The sequence below is a fragment of the Actinosynnema sp. NPDC023658 genome, assembly GCF_040639995.1.
In the GTDB taxonomy this organism is placed as follows: Bacteria; Actinomycetota; Actinomycetes; order Mycobacteriales; family Pseudonocardiaceae; genus Actinosynnema.
In genome coordinates, this window is sequence record NZ_JBFAAX010000039.1 from 1 (window position 1) to 14153 (window position 14153).

At 73.1% G+C, this 14153-nt stretch carries 11 protein-coding genes; 4 read left to right on the forward strand and 7 right to left on the reverse strand.

Features of this window, described 5'->3' with window-relative positions; all coding sequences use genetic code 11:
* On the forward strand, positions 1 to 2631 hold a 2631-nt coding region (locus tag AB0G02_RS07970), incomplete at its 5' end, for an SbcC/MukB-like Walker B domain-containing protein (protein WP_360791052.1).
* Positions 2632 to 2634: 3 nt separating this feature from the next.
* Here AB0G02_RS07970 and AB0G02_RS07975 read toward each other — a convergent pair.
* Together AB0G02_RS07975 and AB0G02_RS07980 are read right to left on the reverse strand one after the other, a co-directional pair.
* Positions 2635 to 3837: an ROK family transcriptional regulator gene (locus AB0G02_RS07975; protein WP_360791055.1), complete on the reverse strand. Its 1203-nt coding sequence runs from the start codon at positions 3835 to 3837 to the stop codon at positions 2635 to 2637.
* A gap of 48 nt (positions 3838 to 3885) precedes the next feature.
* The gene (locus tag AB0G02_RS07980; protein ID WP_360791058.1) at positions 3886 to 4359 is read right to left on the reverse strand and encodes a MarR family transcriptional regulator; all 474 of its coding nucleotides are present in this window, start codon (positions 4357 to 4359) and stop codon (positions 3886 to 3888) included.
* A gap of 59 nt (positions 4360 to 4418) precedes the next feature.
* On the opposite strand from AB0G02_RS07980, the gene AB0G02_RS07985 reads away from it, so the two are divergent.
* Positions 4419 to 5282 (forward strand): NmrA/HSCARG family protein, encoded by an 864-nt coding sequence (locus AB0G02_RS07985; RefSeq protein WP_360791061.1) that lies wholly within the window; start codon positions 4419 to 4421, stop codon positions 5280 to 5282.
* Between the two features lie 360 nt (positions 5283 to 5642).
* Here the strand turns inward: AB0G02_RS07985 and nudC are convergent, their stop codons facing one another.
* The 4 genes from nudC to AB0G02_RS08005 all read right to left on the reverse strand — a co-directional run bounded on the left by nudC (position 5643) and on the right by AB0G02_RS08005 (position 11241).
* Positions 5643 to 6596, reverse strand: coding sequence for an NAD(+) diphosphatase (nudC, locus tag AB0G02_RS07990; RefSeq protein WP_360791064.1), 954 nt, complete (start codon positions 6594 to 6596; stop codon positions 5643 to 5645).
* Positions 6593 to 7981 (reverse strand): pitrilysin family protein, encoded by a 1389-nt coding sequence (locus AB0G02_RS07995; protein ID WP_360791067.1) that lies wholly within the window; start codon positions 7979 to 7981, stop codon positions 6593 to 6595. Before AB0G02_RS07995 ends, nudC begins: the two co-directional genes overlap by 4 nt.
* A complete protein-coding gene (locus AB0G02_RS08000; protein WP_360791069.1) occupies positions 7978 to 9264 on the reverse strand; it encodes a pitrilysin family protein in 1287 nt (428 codons plus the stop codon). The genes AB0G02_RS07995 and AB0G02_RS08000 overlap by 4 nt, the downstream gene beginning before the upstream one ends.
* Positions 9265 to 9600: 336 nt before the next feature.
* Positions 9601 to 11241, reverse strand: a complete 1641-nt coding sequence (locus AB0G02_RS08005) for a DUF2207 domain-containing protein (RefSeq protein ID WP_360791072.1) — start codon at positions 11239 to 11241, stop codon at positions 9601 to 9603.
* A 381-nt stretch (positions 11242 to 11622) separates the two neighbouring features.
* Between AB0G02_RS08005 and AB0G02_RS08010 the strand changes: the two genes are divergently transcribed.
* Both AB0G02_RS08010 and AB0G02_RS08015 read left to right on the forward strand, forming a co-directional pair.
* A complete protein-coding gene (locus AB0G02_RS08010; protein ID WP_360791074.1) occupies positions 11623 to 12603 on the forward strand; it encodes a neutral zinc metallopeptidase in 981 nt (326 codons plus the stop codon).
* Positions 12604 to 12618: 15 nt separating this feature from the next.
* A complete protein-coding gene (locus AB0G02_RS08015; protein WP_360791077.1) occupies positions 12619 to 13521 on the forward strand; it encodes a neutral zinc metallopeptidase in 903 nt (300 codons plus the stop codon).
* Here AB0G02_RS08015 and AB0G02_RS08020 read toward each other — a convergent pair.
* Entirely contained in the window at positions 13491 to 13928 is a 438-nt protein-coding gene (locus AB0G02_RS08020) for a hypothetical protein (RefSeq protein WP_360791080.1), read from the reverse strand. The two genes, AB0G02_RS08015 and AB0G02_RS08020, sit on opposite strands and share 31 nt — an antisense overlap.
* Positions 13929 to 14153: the final 225 nt, after the last annotated feature.

Here is a 14153-nt window from a genome sequence, read left to right on the forward strand (position 1 = left end):
AGGGACTGGGTCGGACCGCTGGTGACGGCGGCGCGGGACGGCGCGCACGCGGTCGTGCGGCGACGGGCGGAGCTGGCCGGGTCGATCAACGCGCTGGACGCCGAACTGGCCGGGCTGCGCTCGGGCACCGCCCGGGTGCCCGAACGGGGCCGGTTCGTCGCGGCGACCAGGGACGAGTCGGGCGGGGCCCCGTTCTACCGCCTGGTCGACTTCCACCCCACCGTCGACGACGCGGCGAAGGCGGGCCTGGAAGCGGCCCTGGAGGCGTCAGGCCTGCTGGACGCCTGGCTGACCTCTCCCGTCACACCATCGGGTGATCATGCCCCGGATATGTACGGAAACACTGTTACCGCACCTCGGTTGAGAGAAGCGGACCCCGAAACCAGCCCCGACCCATCAGCCACCCCCACCACCCCGGCGACCCCAGCAGCCCCGCCACCGGCCGGGACCCTGGCCCAAGACGTGACCCTGGCCCAGGACGTGCTGGCCGTACCCGGCCCCCGGGTCGACGGCCCGTCCCTGGCCACGGTGCTGGTCCCGGCCGTCGAGCCGAACTCCCCCGTCCCGGCCTCGGTCGTGGCGGACTTGCTGGCGTCGATCTCCCTGCGCTCCCTGGCCCCGACCGCCCCGGCCACCCCCACCGACCCGGCCACCCCCACCGACCCGGCTGCCCCCGCCACCGCCATCACCACGGCCACCTCCACTGCCAACTCCACCTCCACCTCTGCCGCCGCGTTCGCGGTGTCGCCGGACGGGCGTTGGCAGGCGGGCGTGCTGACCGGCGCGTGGCGCAAGGACGCGGCCGAGTTCATCGGCGCCGGCGCCCGTGAAGCGGCACGCCGGCGTCGGATCGCGGAGCTGGAGGACGAGCTGGCCGCCCTGCGCGCCGACCTGGGCGCGGCGGAAGCCGACCTGGCCGCCGCGCGCGGCCTGGTCGAGCAGTGGGAGACCCACCTGGACCGGTTCCCCGCCGACCGCGAGCTGGTCGCCCGGCACGGTCGCCTCCAGGCCGCCCAGGAGTCCGCCGACCGCGCCGCCCGCCGCGCCGAGGAGCTGCGCGAGGAGCTCGCCACCGCCCAGGCCCGTGGCGAAGCCGCCGCCGCCGAGGTCGTGCGCCAGGCCGGCGACGCGGGACTGCCCGCCACCACCGAGGGCCTCCAGCAGGCCCGGCAGGCGTCGGCCGAGGCGCAGCGCACGGCCGACCGGTTGGGTGACGTGCTGCGCCGCCAGTGCCGGAGCACCGTGGCCGACCTGGCCGACGCGACCCACCGGTACCACGCGGCGGTGGAGGACCGGGTGGCCGCGGAGACCGACGCGGAGGCGCGGTGCGTGGACTACGCGTCGCAGGCGTCCACGTTGGCCGAGCTGACCGACGCGATCGGCGGCGAGGCGAAGGAGATCGCTGATCAACTGTCCACGTTGGAGCGTTCGCGCCGCGGGATGCGCGACGAGCTGAAGGGTGTGCGCGAACAGGTCGCGTCGGCACGCGAGCAGGCCGCGAAGCTGACCGCGCAGCTGGAGACGTCCGCCGAACAGCTCGCCGCCGCACGCGACGCCCAGACCCGCGCGACCGAGCACTTCAAGGCCACCGTGCGGGCACCGGGCATCCTCGTGGCCGCCCTGCCCGACGTGCCGGAGGACGTCACGTCCGTGCGCGCCGCCCTGATGGGGTCCGACCGGCGCGGCGCGGGCGAGGCGACCGTGATCACCAAGCTCCAAGCGCTGCAGACGGCCCTCGCGGGCAGCCACGACATCGCCGCCGAGCAGCACGTCGGCCTGCTCACCGTGACGGTCACCGGCGAGGAAGGCGCCCGACCGGTGGCCGTCGCCGCACGCCAGGTGACCGCGAAGCTGGCCGAGCAGCGCGGTTTCCTCGACGAGCAGTACCAGAACATCTTCGCGGACTACCTGATCCGCGACCTGGCCGAGTGGCTGCGCGGGCAGATCGCCGTCGCAGAGGACCTGTGCAAGCGGATGAACGAGGTGCTCGGCCGGGCCCGGTCGAGCCAGGGCGTGCACGTCAAGCTGGCGTGGAAGCCGTCGGCGGCGCTGGAGGAGGAGACCCGCGCCGCGTTGGCGCTGGTCCGCCTGCCCTACGCGGAACGCGACCCCGAGCAGGACGCGACCCTGCGCCGCGTCTTCACCGAGCGCATCGAAGCCGAACGCGACGCGCACACCGGCAACTACGCCGAGATCCTGTCCCGCGCGCTGGACTACCGGACGTGGCACCAGTTCACCGTCACGGTCGCGGACACCGGTCCCGACGGCGGCCCGCGCGAACGCCGGCTGCGGCAGCTGTCGTCCGGTGAGACGCGGCTGATCTCGTACGTGACGCTGTTCGCGGCGGCCGCGTCCTTCTACGACGCGGTGAGCGGCGAGTTCTCGCCGTTGCGGCTGGTGCTGCTGGACGAGGCGTTCGAGCGGCTGGACGACCCGACGATCGCGCGCATGCTCGGCCTGCTGGTGGACCTCGACATGGACTGGGTGATCACCTGGCCGAGCGGCTGGGGCGTGTCCGACAAGATCCCCCGGATGCACATCTACGACGTGCTGCGACCCAAGAACGGCCGCGGTGTGGCGTGCACGCAGACGACGTGGGACGGCGCGGCACTGGACCGCATCGACCCCTGACCCTCAGACCACGTGGCTGGGCGTGCGGCGGCGCACCCCGCCCGCCGCGAGGAACTCGGCGACCGGCAGCGTGGCCGCGCCGAGCGCGACCGACTCCGGGCCCAGCTCGCACAGGGTGATCGACGCCTGCTCGAACGGCCGGTGCAGGGCGTGGCGGGAGGCCTGGACGCGCACGTCGTCCAGGATCCGCGCGCCCAGCAGCAGCCCGGCCCAGCCGCCGACGATGACCTGCGACGGGTTGAACAGGTTGATCAAGTTCGCGATGCCCAGACCCGCGTAGCGGGCGGTCTCCGCGAGGACGTCCCGCGCCGCCCGTGACCCGTCCGCGACCAGCGCGGCCAGCGCCGCCTCCTGCTCGGCGGGCACGCCGGCCTTCACCGCGCGGTACCGGTCCACCACGGCCGACGCACCGATGTACGCCTCCAGGCACCCGTGCGCGCCGCACCGGCACGGCCGGCCGTCCAGCGCGACCGTCGTGTGCCCCCACTCCCCCGCGCCGCCCGACGAACCGCGGTAGAGCACGCCGCCCGTGATGACGCTCGCGCCCACACCCGACCCGATCAGCGCGACCACCGCGTCACCCGTGCCGCGGCCCGCGCCGAACCAGACCTCGGCCTGCCCCAGCGTGTTCGCGCCGTTGTCCAGGAACAACGGCAGGTCGGTGCCGGTCCGGAGCAGCCGCTCCAGCGCGACGCCGTGCCAGCCGACGGTCTGCGCGTACACCCGGCCGCGCTCGACCTGACCGGGCACGCCGATGCCGACGCCGAGCACCTCACCGACGCCGCTGACTTCGAGGCACCGGTCGAGACCTTCGAGGACGCGCCGCGCCACGTCGTCGACCGAGTGGACCTCCGGCTCCATCGGGAACGTCGCCTCGGCCAGCCGCCGCAACGTCAGGTCGAACACCTCGACCAGCACGTGCGTCTCACCGACGTCGACGCCCACCACCGCCGCCTGGTCCGGGTTGACCCGCAGCAGCACGCGGGGCCGCCCGCCGTCCGACTCGACCTGCCCGGCCTCGACCACCACGCCGTCCGCGATCAGCTCAGCGACCACGTTGCTCACCGACGCCTGGCTCAACCCGGTGACGCCCGCGAGCTCCTGCCGGCTGCGCGGCTGGTCGAAGTACAACGCGCGCAGCACCCGCGCACGGTTACCGGCACGCAGGTCGCGCACGGTCAGCTTGCGGTGCACGACGACTCCCATCGGGCGAGTAGGACCACGGCCGCCACACGGGCGTGTCGAGTTCCGACGTTAGTCGGTCGCGAACCGCTTGGTGTCCCATTTGCCGTGCGCTTCCAGCAGTTTCCGCCCGATGCGCTTCAGATCCGCGACGTCGCGATCACTCAGCGACGCGGTGAACTCCTCCGCGACCGACTCCCGGTACGCGGGGGCGCTCGTGGCGGCCAGCACCCGACGCCCCTCGTCGGTCAGCACAGCGTGCACGACCCGGCGGTTGTCCGGCGGCTGCTCGCGGACGACCCAGCCACGCCGCACCAACCGTTCGACCAACCGCGTGATGCCGCTGGGGCTGACCGCGAGCAGGTCGGACAACTCGGACATCAGCAGCCGGCCGTTCATGTCGATCCGGTACAGCGCGTCGTGCTCCAGCAGCGAGCACCCGGCCGCGGCCTCGATGCGCCGTTCCATGGCGACCCGCACCGCGTCCACGCCCTGCTGGACGTAGAGCCACGCCAGCAGGGCGTCGCTCGGCTCGTGTCGGCTCACGGCGGAACCCTACCAATACTCGCTTGACTGCCGAACACTTTCACAGTCAACCTTTGCTCATGGAACCTATTCTCGTCACCGGCGCCACCGGTGCCCAAGGCGGAGCCGTCACCCGCGCGCTCCTCGCCCGTGGCCACCGCGTCCGGGCACTCACCCGCACCCCGGACAGCGCTGCCGCGCAGGAACTCCGGCAGCTCGGGGCGGATGTCGCGCAGGGCGACTTCGACGACCCCGCGTCCCTCCGCGCAGCCCTGGACGGCGTGCGTGCCGTCTTCGCCGTGACCACGCCGTTCGGCAGCGACACGGACACCGAGGTCCGCCACGGCACCGCGTTGGTCGACGCGGCCCGGAACGTGGACCACATCGTGTTCACCTCGGCGTCCAACGCCGACCGCAGCACCGGCATCCCGCACTTCGACAGCAAGCAGCGCATCGAGGAACACCTGGTCGCCGCCGGTCCGCGGTGGACCATCCTCGGTCCGGCGGCGTTCGTCGACGACAAGTTCGGCGAGTGGACGTTGCAAGGCCTGCGCGAGGGCACGTTGCACCTGCCCCTGCCGTCCGACCGCGCGCTGCACCTGATCGCCGTGCGGGACATCGCGGACGTCGCGGTCCTGGCGCTGGAGCAGCCCGACCGGTTCGCGGGCAGGCGTCTGGACCTGGCCGGCGAGGCCCTGACCCCGACCGGGATGGCCGACGCGCTGACAGCCGCCATCGGCCACCCGATCCGCCACCACTGCCCGCCGCTGGAGGCGGTCGCGCGCTACTCGACGGACCTGGCCGCGATGTTCCGCTACTTCTCCGAGGTGGGCACCGACATCGACCTGCACCGGCTGCACGCCGACCTGCCGGAGATCACCTGGCACCGGTACGCGGACTTCGTGCGCGACCTGCCGTGGCCCGACCTGCTCCGCACCGCCTGAACGGCCCGAGCCCGGTCGGCCCACCGGCCCTGACCAGGCCGACTGACCCGCCTACCCGACCCGGCCCACCCGACCGCGCGCCCGACCCGGTCAGCGGGCCCGGTCCGGGCAGCCCGTTCAGCCCGGCCAGCACGCTCACCCCGTTCGGCCCGTTCGGCCCGTTCGGCAGGCTCAGCCCGGCCGCCTGCTCAGTCCGGTCAGCCTGCCTGGTCCGGTCGCCTGCACAGCCCTGCCCGGTCCGGTCAGCCTGCTCAGGCTGCCTGGCTCCAGTCGCCTGCCGGTCCGGTCCGGTCCGGTCCGGTCAGCCTGCCCCGGTCCCGTTGGATCAACCTGCCCGGTCGGCGTCGGCAGTGCGGCGAATCAGTCTGCTGCCGCCACCCACGACTGGATCATCCGGTAGGCGATGGACGCGCCCGGCGCGAGCAGCAGGTCCGGCACACTGCCCGGCTCCGCGAGCGCTTGCCGCACGTCGGCCCGACTGACCCACCTGGCCTGGGCGATCTCACCGTCCGCGAGCCGCAACGGGTCGGTCGGGTCGGCCACCGCCTCGAACCCCACCATCAACGACCGCGGGAACGGCCAGGGCTGGCTGCCGAGGTAGCGGATGCCCCGCACCTCGACGCCGACCTCCTCCTCGATCTCCCGCGCCACGCACGCCTCCAGCGACTCGCCCGCCTCGACGAACCCGGCCAGCACCGAGTAGCGGCCCTCGGGCCACCCCGCGCCACGGGCGAGCAGCACCTGGTCCGCGCCGTCGTGCACCAGGCAGATCACCGCCGCGTCGGTGCGCGGGTACTCCTCGCGGCCGCACTGCGCGCAGCTCCGCGCCCACCCGGACTTGACCGACTCGGTCGGCCCGCCGCACACCGCGCAGAACTTCGCGGACCGGTGCCACTGGAACAACGCCACCGCCGACGTGAACAGGCCGGCATCGGTGTCGTCCAGCATCGCGCCGCACGCCCGCAGGTCGAGCCACTGCGGCTCGTCGGTCAGCTCCGGCCGGAACCACGCCCGACCGGCGGGCGCCTGGACGTCCGTCTCGTCCTCGGTCAGCGGAACCGCCCAGTACGCCACCCCGTCCTGCTCACCGAGCAGCACGGCCGTGTCCGGCGGGCCGTCACCGAAGTCGGTGGCGGGACGGTCGACCACGCGCGAGGCCTGCTCGGCCACCAACGTGCGCCCGTGCGCGTCCACGGTCATGACGCGCGCCTTCGGCCACAGCTGCGCGATGCGCTCCACGTCACCGCGCAACGGCTCCCGCCGGTCGACCGTGGACCTCGACAGCGCGGGCAGTTCCACCAACTCGAAGCTCACGGCAGGGTCACACCGCCCAACGCCCGCAGCTGCGGGGCCAGCAGTGCCGCGTCGCCCACCAGCACGCCGGTGAACGACGTCGGCGCGAAGAACTCCAACGCCACCTCGGTGACCTGCTCCACGGTGACGTCCGCCAACCGGCCGGGGTGACCGGTGAACCACTCCACGCCCAAGCCCAGACCGGCGAGGTTCACCAGGAACGACGCCAGCCCGCCCTGCGACGACGTCGCGGTCAGCAGCGACCCGATCGCGTACCGGCGGGCGGTGTCCACCTCGGAGTCCGTCGGCGGGACCAGGCCGAGCCGGCCCAGCTCGTAGCGGGTCTCCAGCAGCGCCGCCGCGGTCACCTCGCTCGCCGTGTCGGCGTCGACCAGCAGCGTCGCCCCACCCGGCGTGAACTCCGGGTGCGACCGGGCGCTGTAGGTGTAGCCCTTGTCCTCGCGGATGTTCTCCACCAGCCGGGACGAGAAGAACCCGCCGAACACCAGGTTCGCCAGCTGCAACGCCGGGTACCGCTCGTCGGTGCGCACCAGCCCGCGCCCGGCCAGCCGGATCTGCGACTGCACCGCACCGGGGCGGTGCACCAGCAGCACGTCACCGCCTTGCACGGACGGCAGCGGCGACAACGCCACCGCGGTGCCCTCACCGGTCCAGCCGCCCAACGCGCCCTCGACCGCGCGCACCGCCGCGTCCGGCTCCACGTCGCCCACGACGACGACCACCGACCCGCGCGGCAGCACGGCCGACGCGTGCAGCGCCAGCACGTCGTCCCGGGTCACCGCCGCGACCTCGTCCGCCTCGGGCATCTCCTTGGCGAACGGGTGGTCGCCGTACAGGTGGCGCTGCAACGCCTCCCGCGCGATCACGTTCGGCTGCGACCGCGCCAACCGGATCCGCTCCACCAGCCGCGCGCGCTCCCGCTCGACCTCGTCGGCAGGGTAGGTCGCGCCGGTCAGCACGTCCCGCAGCACGTCCAGCACCGTGCCGAAGCCGGACACCAGCGCGTTGCCGGACAGCGCCAGCCGCTCGGGGTCGACCACCGCGTCCAGCTCGCCGCCGACCAGCGCCAGCTCGGTGTCGACGTCCACCCGGCTGCGGGTGGCGGTGCCGGTGAGGATCGTGTTCGCCAGCACCTCGGCGCGGGCCGAGTGCGTCGAGCCGACGCTGCTCGACGCCGGGTCCCCGAACGGGATCCGCAGCCGCACCTCGACCAGCGGCACGGACGACCGGCGCACGGCGATCACCCGCAGACCGTTGGCCAGCGTCGTGTCGACGTGGTCGAGGTCCGCCGCCGCCCGCTGCTCGCCCAGCTCCGGGAACGGGCGAGGCCCGAGCGCCGTACGGCCGATCTCCTCGGCGCTGCGGTGCTTGGTCGGGGCGCTCACTCGGTACCTCCGTCGGCGGGGTTGAGGATCAGGACGGCGCGCGAGTCGGGCCGCAACGCCTTGGCCGCCGCGGCGACCTCGTCGGTGGTGATGCCGGCCAGCTTGTCCGGCAGCTCGTACAGCAGCTCGGCCCGCCCGAACAGCAGCTCGGCCGACCCGAGGCCCAGCGTCCGGCTGGTGAGCCGGTCGTGCTCGCGGTGCATGGTCGACACCCAGCGGGCGGTGACCTTCGCCAGCTCCTGCTCCGTCGGCCCCTCTTCGGCCAACCGCAGCAGCTCCTCGTCCACCGCCGCGAGCACCTGCTCGGAGGTGACCTCCGGCGGGTGGATCGCGGTGATGCTGAACGTGTCGGGGTCGCGCGCCTCCAGCGGCCCGAACAGACCGCACCCGGCGCCGACGTCGACCACGATCGCGTCGCGGTGCACCAGCCGCTGCTGGAGCCGCGACCCGTCGCCGTCGGTCAGCACACCGGCCAGGACCAGGTAGGTGAGGTAGCCGTCGACCTCGGTCACCGGGTCCGGGATGCGGTAGCCCACGGCGATGGCGGGCATCGGCGCGTGCTGGTCGGTGTGCTCGGCGCGCAGCTCGCCCTTGGGCGCGGCCTCGGCGAACGACGGCCGGACCGGCACCGGACGGGCGGGCACGTCACCGAAGTGCTTCTCGACGAGCGCCTTCGCCCCTTCGGGGTCGAAGTCGCCCGCCACCGTCAGCACGGCATTGCCCGGCGCGTAGTAGGTGTCGAAGAACGCGGCGCAGTCGTCCACGGTGGCGTTCTCCAGGTCGGTGAAGTCGCCGTAGCCGTTGTGCGCGTTGGGGAAGGTCTGGAACAAGACCGGCGGCAGGAGGATCCACGGGAACCCCCCGTACGGTCGGTTGAGCACGTTGAGCCTGATCTCCTCCTTCACGACGTCGATCTGGTTGCGCAGGTTCTCCTCGGTGATCTTCGGCGCCCGCATGCGGTCCGCCTCGAGGAACAGTGCCCGCTCCAGTGCCGCCGACGGCAGCACCTGGTAGTAGTCGGTGTAGTCGGGGTGGGTCGACCCGTTGAACGTGCCGCCCGAGGACTGCACGTGTCGGAAGTGGGCCAGCTTCTCCAAGCTCTCACTGCCCTGGAACATGAGGTGCTCGAAGAGGTGCGCGAACCCCGTCCGCCCCTCGGGCTCGGAGCGGAAGCCGACGTCGTAGTGCACGCTCACCCCGACGACCGGGGCGCTGCGGTCGGGTGCGAGCACCACCCGCAGACCGTTGGGAAGCGTGAACCTGTGCAGTTCGGGTAGCGCCATGGTCGCAGCCTACGGGTTCACACCACTGCCGGGCTCGATGGTCGCCCACCCACCGAAGCGTGCCGCTACGCCCAGCGCGAACCGACCGGGGTGGGACCGGCCGACCAGCGGTTCGACGGTCGATCCGGAGCCGGGCGCACGCCTCGCCCGATCCGGACCACCGCTCGTCTCGGCGGGCACCCACCCGGTGGAGCCGGCGCCTGTGGACACCGGGGTGGCTTCGCCCTGACCTCCCGCGGGAACCGCGCCCGCCGACCTCGGGTCGGTCCGGGGAGGACGGGTCAATTGTCGAACTGCTGTTCGACGGGGCGCAAGATCACTTTCGGGTGAAACGGATCAGCCCCGCAGCGACCTCAGGTGCCCGGCCTGGGCCAGCACCCCGTCCAGCGCGCCCAGGAACGCCGGGAACCGCTGCGCGAACCGCCGCAGGTCACCGCCCTGCTCCGCCTCGCCGAACCAGTACAGCCCCGGCCGCGTGCCGGCGAACGTCGCCAGCCACCGCTCCGTCTCCCCCAGCACCACCGCGTAGGGCAGCGACCGCGAGAACACCATCTCCCGATCGGACTCGGGGATGTCCTGGGGCGTCGCCGTGTGCAGGTAACCGCGCAGCCCGCGCACGTGCTCCAACAGGGCACTGCCGCGCCTCGTGCGAGCGGGCATCGAGCGCGCGCCCACCGCCAACGCCACCCCGGCGACCACGACCACCAGCCCGAACAGCGCCGCCCCGCCGGTCAGCGCCAGCACCACCGTCAGCACCGCGCCGAGCACGCCCAGCCCGACCCCGGCCCACCACCACAGGGTGCGCTCGGCGTCCGGCCGGCGGGCGAACCAGTTCTTCGCCACCACGTCGGCGTACAGCTCGTCCCGCACCCGGGACAGGTCGATCCGCCTGCCCCTCAGCTCGGACAGCGCCACCGCGTCCACCCCGTCGGGCAACAGGGCCTCGTACACCGCGCGCTCGTACCCGGACAGCGACGGGTCGGCCGGGTTGCGCCGCACGAACCGCCAGTCGTGCCCGTCGACCTCCTCGATCCACACGTAGTTGCGCACCGCGAGGTCCACGATCGTCGCGGTCACGTCGACGACGTCCACGTGCTCGTCCACCACGGTCCCGACCTGGCCGGGCAGCACCCCGTCCGGCGAGGCGAACGCCACCCGCCCGGACGGGTCGGTGACCAGCACGTGCACCGGCCCGACCTCCCCGGCCAACGCCCGCGCGTCACGACCGCGGAGGTACCACAACAACAACCCGCCGCACAGCAGCAGCACGACGAGCCCACCGAGCCCGAGCCCGGTCAACGGCGTCAACGCGAACGCCGCGGCCAACCCGGACGTCTCCTCGACCAGCGCGTTCGCGGGCGACGCGCCCTCCTGCAGGCCGACCGCCACGTCGACCCGCTCACCGGCGGCCAGGCCGATCTCGGTCACCCGCACGCCGCGGCCGTCGCCCAGGTCCGCGGTGGTGCACGGCTTCGACGTGCCGGGCTCGCCGGCCAGGCAGTTCACCGACCTCGGGGCGTCCGGCGTGATCACGGAGACCTTCACCGAGTCCAGCGGGGTGTCCCAGCCGCTCGCGGGCTGCCAGCGCAGCTCCAGGGTGTCACCGATCTTGGCGACCGTGCCGACCACGGAGTACTTGACGGTGGACGTGCCCGACCGGAGTGCGATCGTCAGCTCGTCGGCCGACGCGGTGGCCGTGCCGTCGCCCTCCACGGCCGCGTCGTCGACCCGGAAGACGCGGTCGCGGTCGGCGGCGACGGGGACGCGCAGCGGGACCACCCGCTTGGCCGTCGCGCCGTCGGGGACGGTGACGACCTCGGTCACGCTCAGCCTGCCGTCGCGCTCCAGCTTGAGCCGCACGTCGGCGCCGACCGTCCCGGGCAGTCCGGCCGTGCTGCTCGGCTGCGCCGACGCCGTGCCCGCCCCCGCGCACAGCGCGACCGCGCAGATCGCCGCCGCTCCCCAGTTTTTCAACACGGCCGCGGAGAATAGCGGAGTTCCCCTAAGCTCTTGTGCTGATTCGGGCATCCGCGATATGGGGGACCACCAGCGATGACGCAACCACCGCCGCCGGGTGGCTGGCCGCCGCCACGACCGGTTGGGCCGCCCCCGATGCCCGCCCCGCTGAACCCCCACCAGCCGCAGCCCCACTACCCCCAGCAGCCCCAGCAGCAGCCCCAGCCGACGCGGCAGTGGCCGGCGCCGCAGCCGCCCCCGGGCCAGGCGCCCGCCTACCAGCAACCACCCTCGTGGCCAGGGCAGACGCCCCCGATGCCGCCGCCGATGGCCCCGCCGCAGCCGCCGCCCGTGAACTGGGGTCCGCCGCCCGGCCCGCCACCTGGTTGGGGTCCGGCGCCGATGCCGTACCCGCCGCTGCCGCAGCGCAAGGGCAAGGGCCCGCTGGTGGCGGTCGTGATCGTCGGCTTGCTCGTGCTCGGCGTCACCACCATCGGCATCGTGGCCGCGAACAGCGGCTCCAAGTCGGCGAGCGACTCGGGCAACGCCGGGTACTCGAGCTACACGTACACGCCGGAGCCCACCACCACGACCACCGAGACGACGACCACGACGGAGAGCAGCAAGCGGTCGACGTCGACCAGCACGCCCAAGGCGGGCCCGAAGGCCGTCATCGCGCTCGGTGACAACCCGATCCACGCGGCCGGCCTCGGCGCGTTCAACATCGACGGCTGCGCCCTGCCGTCGATGGACTACTCGCCCGCGGGCCAGGACCGGTTCCTCCGGGCCTCGCTGCCGTGCATCGAGGCGATGTGGAAGCCGTCGTTCGAGCGCGCGAACCTGCCCTACCAGCCCGTCGAGCTGGTCATGGTGACCTCGCAGATCACCAACACGTGCGGCTCCATGGGCCCGGACCGCACCGCCATGTACTGCGACGGCACCATCTACTGGACGCCGAACCACTACGCCAACGAGCAGGGCTCGGCCAACCCCAACCACCCGGGCAAGTACCTGGGCCAGCTCGCGCACGAGTACGGCCACCACATCCAGTGGCTGTCCGGCATCCTGCGGGCGGCCAGCCAGGCCCAGTACGAGAAGGGCGGCTGGGACACCCCCGAGGGCCTCGACCTGAACCGGCGCAAGGAGCTGCAGGCCACCTGCTTCGGCGGGATGACGCTGGCGCCGCTGTCGCACGGCGCGATCCCCGGTGACGTGATCTCGGTGGCCCTGACGGACGCGGGCAACCGCGGCGACTACCCGATCTACCCCAACCGCGACCACGGTGCGCCCGAGAAGAACGCGGCGTGGGTCAACCACGGCTTCAAGAGCAACGAAACGAGCGCGTGCAACACTTGGGTGGCGAGCGCGGCGGACGTCAGCTGACCCGACTGGAGGACCGTGCACACGCCCGAGGAGCCCAAGAACAACCCGATCGTCCTCATCGGCGTGTTCTCGTTGATCGTGTTGTGCGTGTTGGGCCTGGGCGGCATCACGCAGCTCGAAACGTCCCGGCGGATCAACGGTCACGCGGTCGCCGCGCCCGGTGCGCCGGTCGACCGCACCACCGCAGACCCGGAGCCCCCGCGGCCGCGCGCCGTGCACCGGCTGGACGACCACCCGTTGCTCACCGCACCCGTCCGGCTGCCCGCCGTGGCGTGCACGTTGCCGGGGTTCGGGGTGTCGGACACGCAGCTGTCGGCGTACTACAAGGCCGGCGTGACGTGCCTGGACGCCGCGTGGCGGCCGGTACTGGAGCAGGCGAACCTGCCGTTCGACCCGCCCGCGCTGGACACGTCGCCGGACCTGGTGGAGGGGCCGTGCGGCTCGGCGCCCGCGGAGAGTGAGGCGGTCGCGTACTACTGCGGTCGCAACAGGACCATCTACATGCCCACGCGGCGGCTGCGCGACAACGGCGGCGGCGAGCGCGCGGGGTCGCACCTGGCGACGTTGGCGCACGAGTACGGGCACCACGTGCAGGCGTTGAGCGGGATGCTGCGCGCGGCGGACAGCAAGATCGCGGACGCGGGCGAGGACACGCCGGCGGGCCTGGAGATGTCGCGGCGGATCGAGTTGCAGGCCAACTGCTTCGCCGGGATGTTCCTGGTCGCGGCGTCCGGGTCGATCGGGCCCGGGTTGGCGGAGGAAGCGGCGGACGACTTCCAGTACGCGGTGGCGGAGACGCCCGACAAGAACGCCCACGGCAGCCCGGACAACCAGGCCGAATGGGCGTCACAGGGGTTCACGACGGGTGTCACGACGTCGTGCAACACCTATGCGGCCCCGGCGGGGGCCGTGGGCTGAGAGCGCCTGGTCAGCAGGTAGGCGTACAGGCCTCCGGCGAGACCGCTCAGGCACATCAGCAACGTCGTCAGCCTGGCCTCGAACGGCATGCCCACCGGGGTGCTGGCGGCGGCCTGGACGGTGAACTCGCCGCTGGTGTCGGCCGGGACGACGACCTCCACCACCTCGTTCCGCTGGTGGCCGCAGCCGTCGAGCTTGGCCGTGTGCGACTGGTCACCGATCGTCAGTTCGACCCGGTCGTAGGCGTCCGCGTCGCCGCAGGAGGCGGAGGTGACGACGGTGGCGGCGACCCGCTGGACCTCGGCGGACGTGCGCGGCCACCACAAGGCGACCGCTGCCGCGACGGCTGCGAGCCCCACGACCAGCAGCACCAGCGCCCATCTGACCGGGCTTCGCGGAACCGCCACAGCGTGGATGGTCGCAGACGGGGTGGCAGGCTGTCGTGGGGGCCGTCGGGTGTTCCAGGTTCGCAAACATCACTCGATCGTGATCTTGCCCACCCTCGAACGCCAGTTCGATACTTAACCCATGAATTTCACCGTGAAAGCCCTCACCGACCCCGTCCGACCGCGCGGCGCAGCCCGTGCTCCGCACGCATCCGTCCACAACGGATCGACGGTTCACGGCCACCC